Source organism: Paraburkholderia sp. GAS448 (assembly GCF_050435685.1).
Classification (GTDB): domain Bacteria; phylum Pseudomonadota; class Gammaproteobacteria; order Burkholderiales; family Burkholderiaceae; genus Paraburkholderia.
Genome location: NZ_JBNDKT010000003.1, coordinates 385,892 through 405,756, shown reverse-complemented (window position 1 = coordinate 405,756; position 19,865 = coordinate 385,892). Strand labels below are relative to the sequence as shown.

The following is a 19,865-nucleotide window of genomic DNA, read 5'->3' as shown; positions in this document are numbered from 1 at the left end:
TCGCCCGGCTCGCCTCGCGGACGAGGCCGAACCGCCTTACATCAGGAGCAGAGGAGTCGTCATGGAAACTGCAGGGAAAACAGGCCTGTTCGGCGCCGCGGGCGCGGCTGGACGCAGCATCGCCGCGGCGCTTGGTGCTGCCGGACGGCCCTACCGGGTAATCGGGCGCGGACGGGCGGCGCTACAGGCATCGTTCGGCACCGATCCGAACGCGGAAATCGTCACATGGAACCCGGAAGATCCCGCTTCGATCGCGGCCACGGCAGCCGGTCTGCAGACGGCGATCTACCTTGTCGGTGTGCCCTATCACCAGTTCGCCACTCACCCGCCGCTGATGCAGAAGACACTCGACGGGCTGATCGCCGCGGGCGTCCAGCGACTGATCCTGATCGGCACCGTGTATCCATATGGGCGGCCGCAGAGCCGGCCGGTCACGGAATCCCATCCGCGCGAGCCCCATACGTTCAAGGGGAAAATGCGCCTCGCGCAGGAAGACCTCGTCCTCGATGCGCACGGCCATAACGGGCTCGAGACGCTGGTGCTGCGCCTGCCCGACTTCTACGGTCCGGGCATCGAGCGCAGTTTCCTGCACGGCGTGTTCGAAGGCGCCGCGCGCGGCACGCGCGCGCAGATGATCGGTCCGGTCGACATGCCGCACGAATTCGTTTTCATCCCGGATCTCGGTCCGGTCGTCGAGACGTTGACGCGCACGCCGCAAGCGTTCGGCCGTGTGCTGCATCTTGCCGGCGCGGGGACGATTACGCAGCGCGAAGTAGCGGAACGCGCGTACGCCCTGTGCAACCGCACGCCGAAGCTGACGATAGCAGGCAAACCGATGCTACGCGCGCTCGGGCTGTTCAATCCGGTGCTGCGGGAACTCGTGGAAATGCATTATCTGCTGACGGATCCTGTCGTCCTCGACGATACGGCGTTGCAGACCTTGATCGGGCCGATCAGAAAGACCCCATACGAAGAAGGAATCGTCCAGTCGCTCGCGGCCGCGCGCGCCGCAGTTCGGCAAGCCGCATGAGCGCATCGCCTGTCACGCGCCGGGCACGTTGCCGGGCGGAAAGTGGCCGCTCCTCAGCAGAACCGGCGTGCCGTTGCTGATGCGTAGATGTTCGCGCGCAACGGCTTCGATGTGTGCGCGGCCCGCGTCGAAAGCCCTGCGCCAGCCTTCGCTATCGTTCGATTGCGCGCCGAAGTGGTCCTCCAGCGCCTCGACCGAAATCGCACAGGGCACCGGCTCGCCATCCACGAGCGCGGGAAATACGAGGGTCAGGTTCGAGTCGCGATAAGCAGGCGCATCCGCGAGAAAACGAATTTCCATGGTTACCTCATCAGGAAAATCCGGCAGAAAACGCTTGCGACGCACATTGGCGCGGCAAGTGCACAGCGGAGATTATGGTACTCGCCCCGGCGCACCGGGGTCCAGTCGCGGTTGACCTCTCGCCTGTCGGGACCACGGGGGGCTCCGGGCAACGCGATCGAAGGTCAACGTTGCTTCAGGTGCTGCCAAACAACCGGTCGATATACTCGCGTGCCGCGCGCTCGACGTATTCGAGTGCGTGGGCCTCGGTTGCGAACTGATGTTCGTCGCCCAGTTCAAGGAGCGTCTCGATACGATGCACGTCATCCGGCCCGCGTTGCGCAAGGCTGACCGCACCGACATACAGCCCTTCATGACCACCGGCCTGCGGTACCGGCTCGTGCGCCGGCACAAGGCGCGCAGCAGCGCTGATGTAATAACCGCGATACGGACCGCTTACTCGTTCTGCCATCTCGACCCCCACCTTTTTCTTACGGGAAGTTTGCACGTCGCCGGTTGTCGGTCCGTAGCGTCCAGGATTGTGATTCCTGTACTCTACGGCCGAAGTCTGCACCGTAGGCGACGCGCTTCGCCACGACCATTCAGTCAATGTCGGTGACAATAAGTTCGACACCCGGATGCGCGATCATCTGCGCACTTGTACGCGCGCCGGGGGTCGAAACGGATACCTGGCGAGTCGTCGCCGCGCACAGATTCGAGAAGTGAGACATCAGTATGGGAAAATATTTCCTCCAAAACAGCGAAGTCCCGGAGCCCGATGCAGCCAACAGCTGGTTTGTATATGCCGAAAGTCACGGCATCGACATACCGAAGGCCATCAGCATATGGGAAGACGCCGCGACCGAAAGCGGCGCCGAAAGTCGCCGCATCATCTGCAGCGCGGGAATCCGGATCGATCCGGGCATCGCATGACGCCCACCAGCGGCTGCGAGCGTTCGCACTGTCGAAACATCATTCACGAGGAAACACGATGAAGTCTCTCGAGCGGCGCATGCACCCGACCCGCCTTTCCGCCATGGCGCGCATCGTCGCCTTGCCCGGAGCGATCCTGCTGATTGCGTCTCTGTCGGCCTGCGCGTCGTCGAATACGACCTCGCTGATCAACCTGCCGAATGGCGATACCGGCTTCGCGGTGAACTGCAGCGGCGCGGATGCCGGCTCGAGCTGGGCATCGTGCTACGTGCAGGCCGGCAACGCGTGCGGAGCAACCGGCTATGACATCGTGTCGAAAGACAATGACGAAGGCGGCACCGCGGGCGGCGGCGTCACCAACGTCGTGTCGGCGAATGTGAAGAACCGTTCGATGATCATTCGCTGCAAGTAAGCTGCCCTGTCGGCAACACGCGTGCCCGTCAGTGCGCCTGCATCGTCGAGAACAGATTGAGCACGACCACGCCAGCGACAATCAGCCCGAGTCCGCAGACCGCTCCGAAATCGGGCACCTGGCGATACATCACAATCGCAACGAGTGTGATCAGCACGATGCCGACGCCGGACCAGATCGCATAAACGATGCCGACCGGGATGCTTCGTAGCGTCAGCGACAGGCAATAAAACGAAATGCCGTATCCGGCCACAACAACCGCGGCAGGCAACAGACGCGAGAAACCGTCGGACGCACGCAGCGCGGAGGTGGCAATGACTTCGGCAACAATGGCAAGGGCGAGCAAGGCGTAGGGAGGCATGCGCATCGCGTCAGGCTCTCGCGAGTGCAAGTGCGCTGTAGTCCTGTTCGAGCACCGCGCACAGCGCCTCGACAACCAGTTCATGATCGGAGCGCTGAGGCAACCCTGAGACCGTGATCGATCCGATAACGCCCACGCCCGCCACGGTCAACGGGAACGCACCACCGTGCGACGCGTATTCGCTCGCGGGCAATGCATGCTTTTCCGCGAGCGTGGTGCCGGCCTGCTGCATGCGCAGTCCGATCGCATACGAGCTGCGACGGAAATGCGCGACCACATTGCCCTTGCGTCGCGCCCAGTCGACGTTATCGGGCGTCGCGCCCTCAAGCGTACAAAAGAATAGCGGCTGACCGAAGGTGCGCACATCGATAGCAAGCGGGAGGCCGCGCGCTTTCGCGATCTCGTGCAGATAGGCACCCACTTGCCACGCTCGATCGGCGTCGAAACGGGGAAACACCAGGGCTTTTTCCTGAGCGACAATCGACTGCAGATCGTGAACGATATCCATGAGCAAAGACAACCGAGAGAGTTGAACGCGCGCCCGCGATGCGGCGCAAAGCGAATTCCGATTCTAGCGCAGCGCATCGGGCTGCCCGTTCTGCAGGCGTCGCAAAGCAGCGCACGCGCGACTTCAACTCGTGCGTTGAAGTCGGTTCTTAAAAAGGTGTTGCGCCACGATGGCGTTTGCCCTATAATCTTTTCTTCGACGGACGCGGGGTGGAGCAGTCTGGCAGCTCGTCGGGCTCATAACCCGAAGGTCGTAGGTTCAAATCCTACCCCCGCAACCAACAAGCAGTTTCCCGTCGCACCATCAAACCCGCTTATGCGGGTTTTTTGTTTTCCGGGCTTCTCCGTCGAAACGAAGGCTCTCCCCGCCCTTGGGATCTGCGTAGACAGTAGACACACGAGCCATCCTGTCGCGTCTCATACCAACATTCACGCGAATCCTGCAGGCTTTCTGTGCTTGTCGTCGCCCGGGAAACGAGCCTCGCTGGATCTTCTCACCCTACACCTGATCTGAGCGCAGTTGTCCTCTCGGCGCCGATACGGATATCTACCTCGCGTCTTGCAAAGCTGGCCGCCCGGCAACTCCACTCAATCATCGTCGAACGGTGGGGTAACGAACACGAAGATCAAGACAGCACTCCCAAACTGCAACGCAGTCGTTCAAGATGGGCGGCTTTTTCCCGAACGCGCATCGAGAACAGTTTGAACGCTGCAAGGAGCAAGGCATGCCTTCCAACACGACAGTTGACGGCGCCAGACCGCTGCGGAAGAACGCGGCCGATGAAAATCTCGTCGGAAGATACCAGCTCTATTTCTTTCTGCTCGTGTTCGTCGTGTCGCCAATGGTTGACCTTGTGACAAGGTGGATTGTTTCGCCGTTTCCGTCATTGACACATTTGCTGCGAGTCGGGATGTCTGCGTGGGTGACCGGCCTCCCTGCGGCCGAGGACTCCTGGGAATCGATGCGTGCAGCGCTTGACTGGTTCTTGCAGAATCCGGGCGGTCGCATGTATCAGCAGCTGTTCTTTGTCGAGGGGATCAAATTCCAGGATCCGCCGAGCAGTCTGTTGCCGTTGTACACCCTGTCGCTTTTCGGCATCCATCCAGGCAATGCTGCTCTCAATCGCTTCGACTGCCTCCTCATTCTGCTTAACGTGCTGGCGTCCGGCGCGTTCGCCTTCACGCTGGCGCTGCGCTCGCCCGGCTGTACCTCCAGGCGCTGGCCGATCGCAGCGGCAGCGGCGTGCGGCACGCTGCTGTTTTTCCCTCTGCTCGCCGCACTGACCATCGGCCAGGTGCAAAGCTGGATCAACGCGTTGTTTGCATTCGCAGCGCTCGCGTGGCTCCTGCGCCGCAAGGGACTGTCGGGCCTGCTGATCGGCCTTATCTGCCTGATCAAACCTCTATTCATGTTGTTCTTCGTCTGGGGCCTGCTGCGGCGCGAATGGCGCTTCGTTGCAGGCTGGAGCGTAATGGTGCTGGCTGGGCTCGCCGCATCGCTGTCGGTCTTCGGCGTACAAAACCATCTCGACTACCTCTCGGTGTTGCACGCGGTATCACGCACAGGCGAAGTCTATCGACCCAACCAGTCGATTAACGGCGTTCTGAACGCCCTCTACCGGACTGGCGATCCCAACGTCTGGCAGGCCCGTGGCTTCCCTTCATTCGATCCGTTCGTCTATGCCGGCACGGTTGCGTCATCCGCCGCGCTGATCGCCGCGGCTCTGCTGATTCCGCTTTTTAGCCGGCCGCGGCTCGGGTTGCTGGATTTTGCCGGAGCCGCCTTGACGTTTACGCTCGCGTCGCCGATTGCCTGGGAGCACGATTACAGCATCTTGCCAACCGTCTACATCGCCGCGATGTTCGCACTGCTAATACGCAAGGCGACGCCGATGCGCACGCTCGGCTTCGCGACACTGGCGATCTCGTATCTGCTGACTGCACACTGGCTAGGCGGCTACTGGATGCTCGCGGGGGTCCTCGCTCTGCTCACACTGATTCACGCGCTCAATTTTGGCGCGCGCGGCGACGCCCTGGGTGCCTCTAACTAGAACCAGACGCAGGGGGCTGGCCAGGCGGATCGACCGGGCCGGTGCCCGACCCGGTTCATCGCGCCGGCACCGGGCGTCATCGTGCCGCCCCGCCCCGGTGATAAACTCCCATCACCATTCCTCGCCCACTTTCCATGAAATTCTGTTCTGTTTGCGGCAACGCCGTCAGTCTGAGCATTCCTCCCGGCGACAACCGTGAGCGCTTCGTCTGCGCCAGTTGCGGCACCGTGCACTATCAGAATCCGCGCAACGTCGTCGGCACGGTCCCGGTCTGGGACGACAAGGTGCTGCTGTGCCGCCGCGCGATCGAGCCGCGTTACGGCTACTGGACGCTGCCCGCGGGCTTCATGGAAATGGGCGAAACAACGGCCGAAGCCGCCGCGCGCGAAACCCTCGAGGAAGCCGGCGCACGCGTCGAGGTGCAGAACCTGTTTTCGCTCCTGAACGTGCCGCACGTGCATCAGGTGCATCTGTTCTACATGGCGCGGCTGCTCGATGTCGACATCGAAGCCGGCGAAGAAAGCCTGGAAGTGCGGCTCTTCGAAGAGCATGAGATACCGTGGGACGACATCGCCTTCCCGACCGTCGGCCAGACGCTGCGGTTTTTCTTCGCTGACCGTATGTCCGGCAGCTACGGCCTGCATACCGGCGACATCTTCCGCTCGCTGCGCGAAGGTTGAGCAGGCCGCACGCATGGTTCCCTGGCTCGGACCCGACGATCCGTTTCCGCCCGTCGAGCGCGCGCTCGGCGCGGCAAGCGGCGCACCCGGCCTGCTCGCGGCAAGCGCCGATCTGCTGCCGTCAAAACTCATCGACGCTTACCGGCGCGGCATCTTCCCCTGGTATTCGGACGGCCAGCCCGTGCTCTGGTGGAGCCCCGACCCGCGCATGATCCTGCGCCCGCGCGAATTCAAGGTCTCGCTGTCGCTGAAAAAAACGCTCAAGCGCGTGCTGCGCGACGACGCGTGGGAAATCCGCGTCGACGAGGACTTCGCCGGCGTCATGCGTGCCTGCGCGATGACACCGCGGCATGGCCAGCGTGGCACATGGATCACCGCCGATGTCATCGACGCCTATTCGTCGCTGCATCGCGTCGGCGATGCGCACAGTATCGAAACCTGGCACGAAGGCCGGCGCGTTGGCGGTCTCTATGGCGTGTCGTTCGGACGCATGTTTTTCGGTGAATCGATGTTCGCGGAGGTCACGGATGCTTCGAAGATCGCCCTCTCTGCGCTCGTCGGCCACTTGCGACGTCACGAAATAGAAATGATAGACTGCCAGCAGAACACGTCGCATCTGGCGTCACTGGGCGGTCGCGAGATAGCCCGCAAGGCGTTCGTCGCGCATGTCGGCGCCTCTGTCGATGCTGCGCCGATCCCCTGGCGCTTCGACAAGACCGCGCTCGCCGACGTCATCGCGCAACCGGCGTGCGGCCCCGATGAGGGGCAAACGAAGGGCAAACGATCCGGCTAGTCCGCGGCACGGCAACGGCCACCGGGTTTGCAATACCAGAAACGCTTCGAGAGCTGCCAACGTGACTCACCCGAACGAGCTGCCGCTTTCACCGCTTTCGGCGCTGCAATTCTATGCAACAGCGCCCTACCCTTGCAGTTATCTGGAAGGGCGTATCGCACGCTCGCAGGTTGCCACACCCAGCCATCTGATCAACTCCGACGTCTACACCGAACTCGTCAAGGCGGGCTTTCGCCGCTCCGGCGTGTTCACCTATCGGCCCTACTGCGACGGATGCAGGGCCTGTGTGCCGGTGCGCGTGCCGGTCGAGCGCTTCGAGCCGAACCGCACGCAGCGCCGGGTCTGGAGAAAGCATGGCGAACTGATCGCCACGGTGGCGCCCTTGCACTACGACGAAGAGCACTATGCGCTTTACATGCGCTACCAGTCGGCGCGGCACGCAGGCGGCGGCATGGATCGCGACAGCCGGGACCAGTACGAGCAGTTCCTGCTGCAAAGCCGGATCAATTCGCGCCTCGTCGAATTCCGCGAGCCGCCGCACCCCGGCCACCCGGAGATGCCCGGCATCCTGCGGATGGTCAGCATGATCGACATCCTCGGGGACGGGCTCTCGTCGGTCTACACGTTCTTCGAACCCGATCAGTCGCACACGAGCTTCGGCACCTACAACATCCTCTGGCAGATCGAGCAGGCGCGCAGCCTGAAGCTGCCCTATGTCTATCTCGGCTACTGGATCCGCGAGAGTCCGAAGATGGCGTACAAGGCGAACTTCCGCCCGCTCGAAGGGCTCCATGACGGTGCATGGACGGTGCTCGATGCGACAGGTCCCGCGCTTGCGCCGGTCGACGCGGTGGCGCACGGCGGCCGGCGTGGCAACACGCCCTGAGATACGGCACGACCACAGCGCGAATCTCGGCGCAAACCGCAGCGCAAACGAGCTCTCTGCGATTCCCGTTGCGCGCGACCCGCGATCCCGGACTTTGATCTCATGAAACCGCTAAAATAGCGGGTTCTCATTTTCTGGCCGTCCGGCTTCGTCCCGTGTTCAGTTCCCTTTACCCGCTCGTACGCGCCCAACTCTTTCGCATGGACGCGGAAGACGCCCACCATCTGACGCTGCGCCTGCTCGGCGCCGCCGGCCGCACCGGTCTTGCCGGCGCACTCGCGCCTCGCGTGCCCGACTCGCCGCGCACCGTGATGGGCCTCACCTTCCGCAACCCGGTCGGCCTCGCCGCCGGTCTCGACAAGGACGGCGCGTGCATCGACGGGCTCGCCGCGCTCGGCTTCGGTTTCATCGAAGTGGGCACGGTCACACCGCGGGCGCAGCCGGGCAATCCGCGGCCGCGCATGTTCCGGCTGCCCGAAGCGAATGCGGTTATCAACCGGATGGGTTTCAACAACGCGGGCGTCGACCAGTTCGTGAAGAACGTGCAGGCGGCGCGCTATCGCGGCATTCTCGGCCTGAACATCGGCAAGAATGCGGATACGCCGATCGATCGCGCCGCCGACGACTACCTGTACTGCCTCGAGCGCGTGTACCCGTTCGCGAGCTATGTGACAGTCAACATTTCGTCACCGAATACGAAGAATCTGCGCCAGTTGCAGGGCGCGGACGAACTCGACGCGCTGCTGGCCGCGCTGAAGGACAAGCAGCAGCGTCTCGCCGACCTGCATGGCAAGCTCGTGCCGCTCGCGCTGAAAATCGCGCCGGATCTCGACGACGAGCAGATCAAGTCGATCGCCGACACCCTGCTGCGCCATCGCTTCGAAGGCGTGATCGCCACCAACACGACGCTCTCGCGTGCCGCCGTCGCCGGCTTGCCGCACGCCGACGAGGCCGGCGGCCTGTCGGGCCGGCCGGTGTTCGACGCGTCGAACGAAGTGATCCGCAAGCTGCGCGCCGAAGTCGGCGAAACGGTGCCGATCATCGGCGTCGGCGGCATTTTCTCCGGCGACGACGCGCGCGCCAAACTGGCTGCCGGCGCCTCGCTGGTGCAACTCTACACGGGCTTTATCTATCGCGGCCCGGCGCTCGTCGCCGAATGCGCGCAGGCTCTGGCCGCCTGATTCACCCTCATCTGGAAGCAGGCAATCGATAGCAAAAATATCGATTGCCTGGCGACTGTCATCCTCGCTGAAATCACCGCCCACCCCGGGCAAATAAGGCCTGTCGAACAGTCTGATCAGCCTCATCAAGGACACGTCGCTCGTATCGGTGATCACCGTCACCGAGTTGCTGCGCAGCGCGCAGGAGATCATCGCGTCGACATATCAGCCATTGCCGCTCTATCTCGCAGCCGCGGCAGTCTACCGGGTGCTCTGTCAGGTGCTCGAATGGGCACAGCGCTGGTACGAACGCCACCTCGCACTGCCGACGCGGCATTGAGCGCCGCGCGGCTTCACTGAAGACGCGCGGCAATACCAGCGCTACCAGCCGATACCAGCGACACTCACGAACCCTGGCGCGCAGCTGTCAGCGACGCGCCATCCAGCGCCACGCCGAAACGGTCGAAGCGCGGCTTGTAGTAGTGATCCGGGTCGAGCGAAAACGCGACGTGACGCGTGCGGCCCATCAACTCACTGCGCGGAAAGAAACCGAAGTAACGCGAATCGGCGCTGTCATCGCGGTTGTCGCCGAGCATCAGATACTCGCCCGCCGGCACCGTCACGGGCCCGAACGAGCGACGCGGACTCGGCGAGACCTCAGACAGCCGCACCACATGCGACACGCCGTCGAAACGCTCCCTCAGATACTCGCCAGGCGAAAAGGTATCGCCCGGCAGGGGCGTCATCGCCAGCGGCTGGTAGTTCGCGCGCGCGCCGTTCACATACAGCACGTTGTCGCGCATCGCGACACGGTCGCCAGGCAGGCCAATCAGGCGCTTCACGATCAGCTCATGCGCCGCCGCCGAATCGACCGTCACGATATCGCCGCGCTGCGGGGCATGCAGATGTGCGATCGCGATGTGCGTGAGCGGAATGCGCAGGTCGTACGCCATCTTGTTGACGAGGATGCGGTCGCCCTCGCGGATCGTCGGCAGCATCGAGCCGCTTGGCACGACGTTCCAGTCGGCCACCGCGCTGCGAAACAGCACCATCAGAACGAGAAACGCGAACAGGCTTTTGTTGTCGCGCCAGAATTTGCTCAGCATGCGTGTCACAACCCGCTCCCATCGGAAGGAAATCGAAAGCTCGAGCGCGCCAACCGCCGCGCGCTCGCGCAGATCGTATCACTCGCCCGCAAACCGCACGCCGAGCGTCGCGCGTGCAGCGTCGGCCATGGCGATCATCTGCCGCGACTTCGCGTGCGTCATCACCGGGCTCTCGAGTTGTCCTGCGCGGATCAGTTCGCAGAAGTGGGCCGTCTCGTAGTTGAGCCCGCCGCCCTCGAACGGCGCATCGAGTTCCACGACACGGCCGTCCGTATAGCGGATTGTCGCGCGCGCCGGATTCCACCAGTTTTCGTGGATCGTCACATGGCCGCCGGTTGCCGCGATCAGCGCATCGCCCTTGCCGGCCAGATCGAGACCGCAGAACAGTTGTGCGATGCCGTGTTCGTGCCGGCTGTTCAGACTTGCGAAGACGTCGACACCGGTCGGCCCGAGGCGCCCGATCGTCTGCACGTCGAGCGGCGCGCCAAGCCAGTCGACCGCAAGAAACATCTCATAGATGCCGATATCGAGCAGCGCACCGCCCGCGTGTTCGAACGACACCGACGGGTGATCGTCGGGCACGCCGGGCACTGAGCAGCCCGCCCGCACGAGCCCGACCGCGCCGATCGGATCGGCGGCGAGATGCGCGCGCAGCTGGCGATACAGCGGATAAAACGGCGGCTTCATCGCCTCCATGAAGAGCCGTTGCGCGGCGCGCGCCGCGCCGATGACGCGATCGAGTTGCGCCGCGTTCACCGTCGCAGGCTTTTCGCACAGCACGTGGCGGCCAGCCTCGAGCGCGGCGATTACATAGTCGGCGTGACTGTCCTGGTGCGTGGCGATGTAGACGGCGTCGATGTCGCTCGCGAGCAGGGCGTCGAGGCTCGCCTGCACGGTGCCGCCGAATTCCGCGGCAAAGGCCGCGGCTGGCTCGCTGCGCCGCGACCAGAGAGAAGTGATCCGTGCGCCGGGCACGTGTCCAAGCCCAAGCGCAAAGCGGCGCGCGATGCGCCCCGTACCGACGATGCCCCAGCGGATCACGGTGTTGTCTTTCATCGATGTATCAATTCCAGCGAGGTTGATGGCAACCGCTATTGTCGCCCATCCTGGCGCCAGGCCCGCGACAGCGCCGCCCGCCTCACTGAAAGCACATCGTCATCCGGGCATCTGCCGCTCGACGGCATACGTCTTGCTTATCTCGTCGGCGGTGAAGTCGATCAGCGCGCGCGAGGCGCTTTCCGCTTCCTTCGGATCATGCCGTTCGATCGCATCGACGATGCGGCTGTGCGTGTCCACGATCGCTTCCCAGAGGCCGGATTTCTCGGTGACGATCGGATTCACGGTCGACAACGCCCCGCGAATGATGGCCGCCATCTGCTGGAAAAACTGGTTGCCGCTCGCTACGACGATCCGCGTGTGCAGCAATTCATCGGCGGCCTGATAGCCAGGCTCACCTGGCCGCACCTCGCGGAATGCGTTGAATGCCTCGCGAATGCCGGCGACGTCCGCCGGACTCCCGCGCGAAGCGGCCTGAGCCGAGGCGCGCGGCTCGATCAGCATGCGGAACTCGATCACGTCGCGCAGAAACGCCGGATCGGGCTTCGCGCGAAAACGCCAGTTCACGACCTCTTCGTCGATCATGCGCCAGTCCCGCATGGGCCGGATGCGGGTGCCGATCTTCGGCCGCACATCGAGCATGTGACGCGCGAGCAGCATCGACAGTGCCTCGCGCATCACTGTCCGGCTCACATCGAATTCCTTCGACAATACATCCTGCGGCGGTAGCACAGCACCGTACTTTTCCTCGACGATGCCCGTGACGAGTCCATCCATCACCTTGCTGACCAACGAGCGGTCCTTGTTCGCCTGTTCCATGACACTCTCCCCGATGCGGCGCCTGTCGCCTGAGTAGCCTGTTGAGCCTTGCCCTCGTATGCGTAATAGATGTTTTTTCAGTACGTTGCTTGGTTCGGAAACGATGCGCCAGTGGGAAACGTCCTGACAGGGTTATCCCTCTGACAAATTGTTTCGTCTGTGTAACGCGGGGCGCAGCAACGCGCGCCCAGTCTGCCTCGGAGTGGGATAAGCCATGGAAAAATTGCATCGCGCGACGCGCGGCGACACCTCGCACCGGCGATCTGCGGTATGTGCGCGCGACAGATGAGGAGCGGCCGTCCGGCTCCGTGAGGCGGGCTCGCGGCCGAAATCGCCCGGCAATGGCTCACTGATCCCGGGAGACCGATGCGTAACGGCCGCCGAAGAATACGAGAGGGGCGTGTTCGTCGAGCGAAAACACCAGTACCTCGCCGACGAACAGGGTGTGGTCGCCGCATGCGTGACGGTCCACGACGCGCGCGGCAAAACGCGCCACCGCGCGGTCCAGCAGCACGACGCCATCCAGCCCGTCGACTTCGGTGAAACGCGGCGCAAGCCAGGTCTGCGGTTCGCCGGCGAAGTGCCGGCTGTGCGGTTCCTGTTCGTCCGACAGCACGCTGACGCCGAACAGTTGGGTTTGCATGAGCCGCTCGTGCATCCGTGCACGATGCCCGACCGACACGACGATGAGAGGCGGCTTGAGCGAGCCGGACATGAAGGCGTTGGCTGTCATCGCATGAAGGTGCTCACCCGAGCCGGCCGAAATCACCACGACGCCGGTCGCAAAGCGCCCCAGCGCTCGACGGAAGTGGCGCTGGTCGAAAACCGGCTCCGCTGCGGCATCGCTTGCCGCACGATCAGGGAAGACAGCTTCGCTGACCGGGAATGTTCGCGCGTTCATGGCTGATCCCCGTTACCGGTCCGCGTCCCGGTCTCGCGCTGCGCGACCCGTCCGTACTGGTCGTCGAAGCGCACGATGTCGTCTTCGCCGAGATAGCTGCCCGATTGCACCTCGATGATCTCGAGCGGCGTCTTGCCCGGATTCTCGAGCCGGTGGGTGACGCCGAGCGGGATATAGGTGGACTGGTTCTCCGACAGCAGGAAAGTCTCTTCCCCGCGCGTGACGCGTGCGGTGCCGCGCACGACCACCCAGTGCTCCGCGCGATGGTGATGCATCTGCAGCGACAGACGCCCACCAGGCTTCACCACGATGCGCTTCACCTGAAAGCGTTCGCCGCGGTCGATCGAGTCGTAGCAGCCCCACGGCCGCTGCACCTTGCGGTGCTCCTTCGCCTCCGGACCCTGCTCTGCCTTCAGCCGGCCGACGATCGCCTTCACGTTCTGCACACGATCTTTCGCCACAACGAGCACCGCGTCCGCCGTCTCGACCACGACGACGCCGCTCACGCCGACACACGCGACGAGCCGGCCGTCGGAATGCGCGAAGCTGTCGGTCGCGCCCTCGAACAGCACGCGCCCGCGCGCGACGTTGCCCGCACTGTCCTTCTTCGACACGTCCCAGACAGCGTCCCATGCGCCCACGTCGGACCAGCCCGCGACAAACGGCACGACCACGCCGGCGAGCCTCGCGTCGGCACCGATCTGTTCCATCACGGCGTAGTCGATCGAATCCGACGGGCAGCTCGCAAACGTCGCGCGATCGAGACGCAGGGCGCCGTCGCTTTCGATCGACGCCCGCGCGAACGCATTCGTACACGCTTCGGCGATCGCTGGACGGCAACGCGCGATCGCATCGAGCCAGACCGATGCGCGCACGACGAAGATGCCACTGTTCCACCAGAACTCGCCCGACGACACATAGTGCGCCGCGAGTTCCGCATCGGGCTTCTCGACGAAGCGGTCGATGGCACGGGCGCCGCCGGTACCCTGGGCCGCGCCCGTACGGATGTAGCCGTAACCGGTTTCCGCGCGCTGCGGCGGCACGCCGAGCGCGACGATTGCGCCCGCGGCCGCGTGAGCGACGGCATGCTCGAGCGCAACCGAAAATGCGGCGCAGTCGGCAATCAGATGATCGGCCGGCATCACCACCAGCACCGGATCATTGCCCGGCGGCGCATCGGCCTGCGAGGCGAGAGCCGCGATCGTGAGCGCAGGCGCCGTGTTGCGCGGCACCGGTTCGAGCACGATGTGAAAGGCTTTACCACATCGTTCGAGGCGGTCGACGGTCAACAGGCGCAGATCTTCTCCGCACACGACGAGCGGCGCGGCCTTCACCCAGCGCTGCGCCGACGGCGCGTGAGCGTCGGGCATGAAAGCGTGATCGAGTCTCTTCAGCGTGGCCTCGAGCAGCGACTCGTCGTCGATGAGACCGATCAGCTGCTTCGGACACTGCTCGCGCGATAGCGGCCATAGACGTGTACCGGAGCCTCCCGCCAGTATCACCGGTTGCACGGTGCACGACGCCTGAGCCTCGTTTGCACGGGCCTCGAGCGTGACAGGCAACACGAAATCGTTCATTCGTCGCTCTCCCGAAGCGGTGCGATCAGTTTTTCAGAAGCGGGAATCAGTGGACATGCGTCGATGGAGCGGGCAACCGCCTCATGACCCCATCACAGTCTCATTGAATCAGAGAGCGCACGCGGGGCTCTGTTCGAGCGCCCACATTGCCTCGGGACATTATTCGTATGGGTAGATCGAACGCCGCACACCGAAGGAACGCCGGACGCCCGCCGGCGCAACGATGCATCGACTCAGGCGCCGTGGGCAGGCTTACGTGCGATGAAGTGGAACCACCAGGCGTCGCTGCTCTGCGTTTCGGCATGAATGCGCACGCCGTCGCAGCTGCCGAACACCGCATCGATCTCGAAGCCGATCGAAGTCAACTGACGCCGCTGCTCAGGCAGCGTCGTATAGACGATGACGATCCCGAACATATGCGCAGCCGCTGTCTTGATCGAATAGCCTTCATAGTCGCGATGGAACTTTGCATGGCGAAGATAGTTGTAGCTCGCAAGCGGCAGCACCCGCATCGAACGCAGCGTTCGCCAGCCGAAGCGCAACGGGTTCGGAGAAAAGCGCGGCAGCAGTTTCCAGACGCTTTCCTGAAAACCCGGGCCTTCGCGGTTGTGGCTGGAGAAGAGAACCAGACCACCTGGCTTCGTCACACGATACATTTCCTTCAGGATCTGTTCGCGGTCTTCGTAGTTCACGCAGTCGATTCCGTTCCAGCTGAACGCCGTGAGGCCGTAGTGATCCGACGGCAGTTTCGACATGTCGCGCGCATCCATATGACGCAGATCGAGGCCAGGAAAGCGCCCGCGCGCCTTCTCCACCAGCGCCTCCGTGTAGTCGATGCCCGTATAGTCCGACGAAATATGCATCATCAGCGGTATTGTCCGGCCGGCGCCGATGCCGATATCGAGCAACGGCTGGCCGCGGCATTCGTCGGTAACCCAGTCGAACGCGGACGCCTCACCCGGGTCCGTCCACCTCTTTTCGGTTGTAAATTCGCGCAAGGCATCGCGGGAATTCCACGCGCGCTGATTGATCCGGTCAAGCGGAAGCTGGATGTTCATTGGGGCGCTCCATCTGGATATGAACCGTAAGCTACATGGTCCCCGGTCGATCGCCGGCCCGCCATCGGAATGGCCTGGCGTTCATCGGGACTCGTTTCCACCGCTGGCGCCCTGACAAAGCGCTCAAAGAACCACGACTGTGCATCGGCCATCGCGACTTCCCGCGCGGGGCGCGTGAAGAGTGCGTGGTCGAGCTTGGGTAAGGTCACCGCGCTCACGCGCGAGAACCGGCGAAGGGCACGCAGACGCGGGCCAAACTGGATTTTCAGTTCGTCGAGGCCCAGGTCGAAATCGCCATACACAAGGCGCACCTGCGCGCCTTTCGCATCGAGCTGGCTGAGCAGGCGGCGCACCGGATTCGGTGCGATCGACACGCCGGTCGTATCGTCGATCAGTTCCGCGACGCGCAGGCACATTCTCCGCGAAGCACGCTGGGCGAGCCCCCGCACCACCCGCACGATCGACGTTTGACCGCGCAGCACGCGCATCCATTTGTCGAGCCGCAGGGCCGAGCGGCGCAGCACGCGGGTCGATGCCAGTCCGTCGGTCCCTGGCGTGCGATCCGCGCCGTCCCAGATGAATTTCTGCAAATTCACGCCAAAGCATCCGACAATGCGCGGGTCGGCCGCGCAGGCATGCAGCCCCACGAAGGCACCGCCGCATACGCCAAAAGTGACGACGCGAGGAAAGCCGTTGTGCACCAGCCAGTCCGCCCCCGCCATCGCACCAGCTGCGGACTCGGCGGAATAGATCATGTCCAGCGTGACCGCCGGCACGGCGGGTGTGCTGTCGCCAAGACCACCCAGATCCATGCGCAGCGACGCAATTCCCTGAGCCGCAAGCGCCCGCGCAAACAGCACGAAAATGCGACCGTCGCCGATGTGATGACTGGCGCCGGTATTGAAGAACAGCACCGCGGGTACGCCCTCGCGCGGCACATCGGGACGGCAATAGATGCCGAAGTGGCAGCCGAAGAGCACCGGATGTTCGCTGGCCTGTTCGCGCTCCAGTATGAGTCGCGGCGGCTGCGCATGGAACGCACCAGCGGCCATCTCGACTTGCTGCGCATTGAGCGCGTCGGCTGTTGCCGCGGTCGCGGCGACGGCATCGGAATCGGAATCGGCCACTTTGCCGAGCCATTTGCCGACGATCGAGAAGGCATTGACGGGCTCTTCGCTGTACAACGCTTCAACGAAGAAGCGGTCGGCTTCCTCGAAGGCATGCCGTTCGACCTGTACGCCATTCGACGCATAGTGCTCGACAAGCGCGGTGCCGCGTGCACGATCGCTCGAGTCGAGCAGCAGGACGCGTCGCGCGGGCGATCGCGTGTCGGCGCGAAGATCAATCGCGCCCAGTCTTGCAATGTCATCGCCATGAAACCCGAAACCGAACGCTTCAACGTAAGCCTCGGTATCGGGAATGGAATCGGCATTCATGCCGGCAGTGGTGCTCATCCAGCTCTGACGATGCGCCCGCAATTCGCGCAGATAGTTTCTGCCCGACAGCGGTGACGACAACAGCACCAGTCCGTCGATATCGCCGAGCCGCTCGGCGGCCAGCGCCGCCAGCGTCGCGCCAAGGCGCAGCCCGCACAACGACACCCGGTTGACGCCCGTGGCCTGAATCAGATGACGGACCGCGGCGACGATGCTGTCGATCCACGCATCCACTCGCCCAGGATCGTCCTCGTTGCGCGACGAATCGCCGGTGCCCGGGTAGTCGAAGCGCAGCACCGGCATCCCCGCTTCCGCGATGCGCTCAGCCAGTCGACGCCAGCCGCGATGCGTGCAGAGCGCATCATATCCAAACGGGTTGCAGAGGACGACCCCGTGTCGTCCCGGCGCTTGATGAAGCCACCCGAAGCAGCCGTCGAAGATGACGGGTCTCATATGTAATCCTTATGCTTTGGCAATGCCGAAATGCGCACGGAAGGCCACTTGTCTTCGCGTCATTCCGATAAACGGTCATGCAGAGTAATTTCTCGACGATTTCACCAAGATTACGTTCGCGTATCTGTGCGCCCTCTCACACATCGGCCCGAACCGGCGCAGCACGATCGAGCCAGTCATGACGATGGTGATGGGTTCGCCTAGACCCAGATCCACGGGGCAACCTTCGACAGTGAATTGCGCAACAGGTATTTTCCACGCCCGCTCAGGTGGTAGCCGTTGCCGTCCGCACCCCGAATGCCGACGAGTTTCGGCGTTCTTCTGAACCGGAACGGCCCCGGAAAGCGCATTTCGGTCAGGTATTCGCGCATCAGTTGCTCTGCCGTGACGGGCCGCCCGTCAGGATCGTCGATGAGCCGGTTGTAGACGCCGGTCAGATGCTCTCGGTAAAAAGCCGGCGTCCAGGCAATCAGATAGAGGTCCATCCAGCCTTTCTTCGGATGATCGCGATAGTTGCAATAGAGCGGAACGCCGGCCGGGCGGGTGTCAACGATACTGTGCAGATTCTCAACGATATAGCGGCCGGTGATTTTCCAGATGACATCCGCGTCGCTCGCGCCAAGGATGGTCCGCGAATTCGCCATCGCATGGTCGATCATCTTGAATTCGCCGTAACCGCGCCCATGCGTCGGCGGAAAGTTATTGCCGTCGAAGCTCAAAAACTCGACGGCCTCCATCGCATTCATGCGATGGACGAGCGCTTCAAGCGTTGAAAGGCTGGAACAGGAGTTTTCGATGAAGACAATCCGCTCACCAGGGCGCCGCCGCGTGAGGTAGTGCTCCAGCGCGACTTCGTAGTCACGCAGCCGTTTAGCAGGATCGATATAGGCAAGATTGTTAATGCCGGGCAGCGGCGTGATCGTGGCTGTCAAAAGCAGAATATGCTGCTCTTCTCGTCGATTCATGTTGCTTCCTTCCCCTGAGGACGACCACACACGAAAGACATGCGCGGCCAGTGCCTTGCCCGATTACCCTTTGAGCCGCCTCGGTCTATCGTGCGGGAAAGGACCAACCTGGTCAGTTCGGTATCGCACCCAGAGAGACGATGCCGATGCGCGACGCTACCTCGCGCCACTATCGGACGAGATGCACGAGCATGGGCCGGCCCAACCCGCCGGTCCACCTTCAGCCGGCTCTCAACTCCTGGGTACCGACTCTGCAAGCACGCGTGCAGCCTGGAATCTTCGCGCGAGACGATGACCGAGCTGCATCCCAGGACGCTCTACGAACCGATAGCCCGCGTAGCTCACGGGGACGATGAGCGCGGCAGCCAGGGTCAATGTTATCGCGGGGCCGAACCGCTCCCCGACGAAGTGGACGATGCCAAACAGCACGACGGCGTGGTACAGATACAAACTGTACGAAATCCTTCCAAGGAACGGCAACGGCGGGAGTTGAAGAAACCGGGCGAACGGTGCGAGCGCTACCGCGCAGGAAATGATCCCGCTCGCTGCGATCAGCACGAGCCATTCAAACACAAAGTCGCCGGGAATCTTCGGCGCGAAATACGAAAGCCGTTCTGCGATCAGATACAGGACTACCGAACCTGCCAGCAAGATCATTCCGATGCGCGCTGCCGCTGGTGTCCCGCCAAGACGGGCCGAAATGTAGCGACGATGTTTCGCCAGCACAGCGCCTGTTACGAACATCAAAAGGTAATGCAGCGTGGGCAGCCACTCGCCACGCACATTCCCAAACAACACGTGAGTGTCGGAACCCGTGGCGTATACGCAGACGGCAATTGACAACAGTGCGGCACAGCAGAGCGCTCGCCAGCTCGACATACTGAACACCGCCAGCGCCACCGGCATAAAGAACAGCGAAATGCGCATCTCATACACAAGTGACCAGAGGATCGGGTTCAGCCTGTACGTTTCAAATGGGAAAACAAACAGCAGATGCCGCGCGATACTGATGTCGGCCAGCGTCGCCAGCCAGCAGTTATTGAACCAGTCACCGGCCCAGTTCACCGGCCCATGATTGAACACGGTAAAACCGACATACGAAACGATCACCGCGACGAAATAGGGAACGTATATCCGGCAAGCGCGCCGGACGATATATTCGGCGTAGCTGAGCTTGCGGTCATTATTGACCTGTAGCGCCAGCACAAACCCGCTCAACGTGAAAAAGAGCACGACTGCCGCATGCCCTCCGCACAACAGGCGCAGCGGGAGGTGGCGCAAGATGGGCAACGGGCCGAGCAGAGAGAAGTGCGAGATCACGACGGTCAGTGCGGCGACGCCGCGCAACGCGTCGAGCTGTTGATAGCGCATCTCCTGATTCATTGGGCCTCCGCGTAGCCAA

21 protein-coding genes, 1 tRNA gene and 1 pseudogene are annotated in these 19,865 nt (G+C 63.1%); 10 read left to right on the top strand and 13 right to left on the bottom strand.

Annotated features, from left to right (window positions below):
• Positions 1 to 61 precede the first annotated feature (61 nt).
• The gene (locus P3T23_RS08245) at positions 62 to 1,030 is read left to right on the top strand and encodes an NAD-dependent epimerase/dehydratase family protein (RefSeq protein ID WP_429315682.1); all 969 of its coding nucleotides are present in this window, start codon (positions 62 to 64) and stop codon (positions 1,028 to 1,030) included.
• 12 nt (positions 1,031 to 1,042) lie between these two features.
• Here P3T23_RS08245 and P3T23_RS08240 read toward each other — a convergent pair whose 3' ends face one another.
• Together P3T23_RS08240 and P3T23_RS08235 are read right to left on the bottom strand one after the other, a co-directional pair.
• Positions 1,043 to 1,330 (bottom strand): DUF1488 domain-containing protein, encoded by a 288-nt coding sequence (locus tag P3T23_RS08240; RefSeq protein WP_429315681.1) that lies wholly within the window; start codon positions 1,328 to 1,330, stop codon positions 1,043 to 1,045.
• A gap of 175 nt (positions 1,331 to 1,505) precedes the next feature.
• On the bottom strand, positions 1,506 to 1,781 hold the full coding sequence (locus P3T23_RS08235) for a hypothetical protein (RefSeq protein ID WP_429315680.1): 276 nt from the start codon (positions 1,779 to 1,781) through the stop codon (positions 1,506 to 1,508).
• Positions 1,782 to 2,044: 263 nt separating this feature from the next.
• Between P3T23_RS08235 and P3T23_RS08230 the strand changes: the two genes are divergently transcribed.
• Together P3T23_RS08230 and P3T23_RS08225 are read left to right on the top strand one after the other, a co-directional pair.
• Positions 2,045 to 2,242, top strand: coding sequence for a hypothetical protein (locus P3T23_RS08230; protein WP_429315679.1), 198 nt, complete (start codon positions 2,045 to 2,047; stop codon positions 2,240 to 2,242).
• 58 nt (positions 2,243 to 2,300) lie between these two features.
• Positions 2,301 to 2,654 (top strand): hypothetical protein, encoded by a 354-nt coding sequence (locus P3T23_RS08225; protein ID WP_429315678.1) that lies wholly within the window; start codon positions 2,301 to 2,303, stop codon positions 2,652 to 2,654.
• A 28-nt stretch (positions 2,655 to 2,682) separates the two neighbouring features.
• On the opposite strand, the gene P3T23_RS08220 is transcribed toward P3T23_RS08225, so the two are convergent.
• Both P3T23_RS08220 and P3T23_RS08215 read right to left on the bottom strand, forming a co-directional pair.
• Positions 2,683 to 3,015: a DMT family transporter gene (locus tag P3T23_RS08220; RefSeq protein ID WP_429315677.1), complete on the bottom strand. Its 333-nt coding sequence runs from the start codon at positions 3,013 to 3,015 to the stop codon at positions 2,683 to 2,685.
• 10 nt (positions 3,016 to 3,025) lie between these two features.
• Positions 3,026 to 3,523, bottom strand: a complete 498-nt coding sequence (locus P3T23_RS08215) for a heme-degrading domain-containing protein (protein ID WP_429315676.1) — start codon at positions 3,521 to 3,523, stop codon at positions 3,026 to 3,028.
• Positions 3,524 to 3,726: 203 nt separating this feature from the next.
• On the opposite strand from P3T23_RS08215, the gene P3T23_RS08210 reads away from it, so the two are divergent.
• From P3T23_RS08210 to P3T23_RS08180, 7 genes and pseudogenes are all read left to right on the top strand, one after another.
• Positions 3,727 to 3,803, top strand: a tRNA-Met gene (locus tag P3T23_RS08210).
• A gap of 444 nt (positions 3,804 to 4,247) precedes the next feature.
• A complete protein-coding gene (locus P3T23_RS08205) occupies positions 4,248 to 5,573 on the top strand; it encodes a glycosyltransferase family 87 protein (protein ID WP_429315675.1) in 1,326 nt (441 codons plus the stop codon).
• Positions 5,574 to 5,707: 134 nt separating this feature from the next.
• Positions 5,708 to 6,253, top strand: coding sequence for an NUDIX hydrolase (locus P3T23_RS08200; RefSeq protein WP_429315674.1), 546 nt, complete (start codon positions 5,708 to 5,710; stop codon positions 6,251 to 6,253).
• A gap of 13 nt (positions 6,254 to 6,266) precedes the next feature.
• On the top strand, positions 6,267 to 7,046 hold the full coding sequence (aat, locus tag P3T23_RS08195; protein ID WP_429315673.1) for a leucyl/phenylalanyl-tRNA--protein transferase: 780 nt from the start codon (positions 6,267 to 6,269) through the stop codon (positions 7,044 to 7,046).
• 61 nt (positions 7,047 to 7,107) lie between these two features.
• A complete protein-coding gene (locus P3T23_RS08190; RefSeq protein WP_429315672.1) occupies positions 7,108 to 7,932 on the top strand; it encodes an arginyltransferase in 825 nt (274 codons plus the stop codon).
• A gap of 155 nt (positions 7,933 to 8,087) precedes the next feature.
• On the top strand, positions 8,088 to 9,113 hold the full coding sequence (locus tag P3T23_RS08185; RefSeq protein ID WP_429315671.1) for a quinone-dependent dihydroorotate dehydrogenase: 1,026 nt from the start codon (positions 8,088 to 8,090) through the stop codon (positions 9,111 to 9,113).
• Positions 9,114 to 9,213: 100 nt separating this feature from the next.
• Positions 9,214 to 9,432, top strand: a pseudogene (locus P3T23_RS08180) (ABC transporter permease); the annotation flags it as partial.
• A gap of 64 nt (positions 9,433 to 9,496) precedes the next feature.
• On the opposite strand, the gene lepB reads toward P3T23_RS08180, so the two are convergent.
• From lepB to P3T23_RS08135, 9 genes are all read right to left on the bottom strand, one after another.
• Complete coding sequence (lepB, locus tag P3T23_RS08175; protein ID WP_429315670.1) at positions 9,497 to 10,198, bottom strand: signal peptidase I; 702 nt, start codon at positions 10,196 to 10,198, stop codon at positions 9,497 to 9,499.
• Positions 10,199 to 10,276: 78 nt separating this feature from the next.
• The gene (locus tag P3T23_RS08170) at positions 10,277 to 11,254 is read right to left on the bottom strand and encodes a Gfo/Idh/MocA family protein (RefSeq protein ID WP_429315669.1); all 978 of its coding nucleotides are present in this window, start codon (positions 11,252 to 11,254) and stop codon (positions 10,277 to 10,279) included.
• A 99-nt stretch (positions 11,255 to 11,353) separates the two neighbouring features.
• A complete protein-coding gene (locus tag P3T23_RS08165) occupies positions 11,354 to 12,073 on the bottom strand; it encodes a FadR/GntR family transcriptional regulator (RefSeq protein WP_429315668.1) in 720 nt (239 codons plus the stop codon).
• 346 nt (positions 12,074 to 12,419) lie between these two features.
• A complete protein-coding gene (locus P3T23_RS08160; protein WP_429315667.1) occupies positions 12,420 to 12,974 on the bottom strand; it encodes a flavin reductase family protein in 555 nt (184 codons plus the stop codon).
• A complete protein-coding gene (locus P3T23_RS08155; RefSeq protein WP_429315789.1) occupies positions 12,971 to 14,536 on the bottom strand; it encodes a mannose-1-phosphate guanylyltransferase/mannose-6-phosphate isomerase in 1,566 nt (521 codons plus the stop codon). The genes P3T23_RS08160 and P3T23_RS08155 overlap by 4 nt, the downstream gene beginning before the upstream one ends.
• A gap of 248 nt (positions 14,537 to 14,784) precedes the next feature.
• On the bottom strand, positions 14,785 to 15,609 hold the full coding sequence (locus P3T23_RS08150) for a class I SAM-dependent methyltransferase (RefSeq protein ID WP_429315666.1): 825 nt from the start codon (positions 15,607 to 15,609) through the stop codon (positions 14,785 to 14,787).
• Complete coding sequence (locus P3T23_RS08145) at positions 15,606 to 17,498, bottom strand: alpha/beta fold hydrolase (protein WP_429315665.1); 1,893 nt, start codon at positions 17,496 to 17,498, stop codon at positions 15,606 to 15,608. Before P3T23_RS08145 ends, P3T23_RS08150 begins: the two co-directional genes overlap by 4 nt.
• A 200-nt stretch (positions 17,499 to 17,698) precedes the next feature.
• Positions 17,699 to 18,463, bottom strand: coding sequence for a hypothetical protein (locus P3T23_RS08140; protein ID WP_429315664.1), 765 nt, complete (start codon positions 18,461 to 18,463; stop codon positions 17,699 to 17,701).
• A 231-nt stretch (positions 18,464 to 18,694) separates the two neighbouring features.
• Positions 18,695 to 19,846, bottom strand: coding sequence for an acyltransferase family protein (locus tag P3T23_RS08135; RefSeq protein ID WP_429315663.1), 1,152 nt, complete (start codon positions 19,844 to 19,846; stop codon positions 18,695 to 18,697).
• Between the last annotated feature and the right edge of the window lie 19 nt (positions 19,847 to 19,865).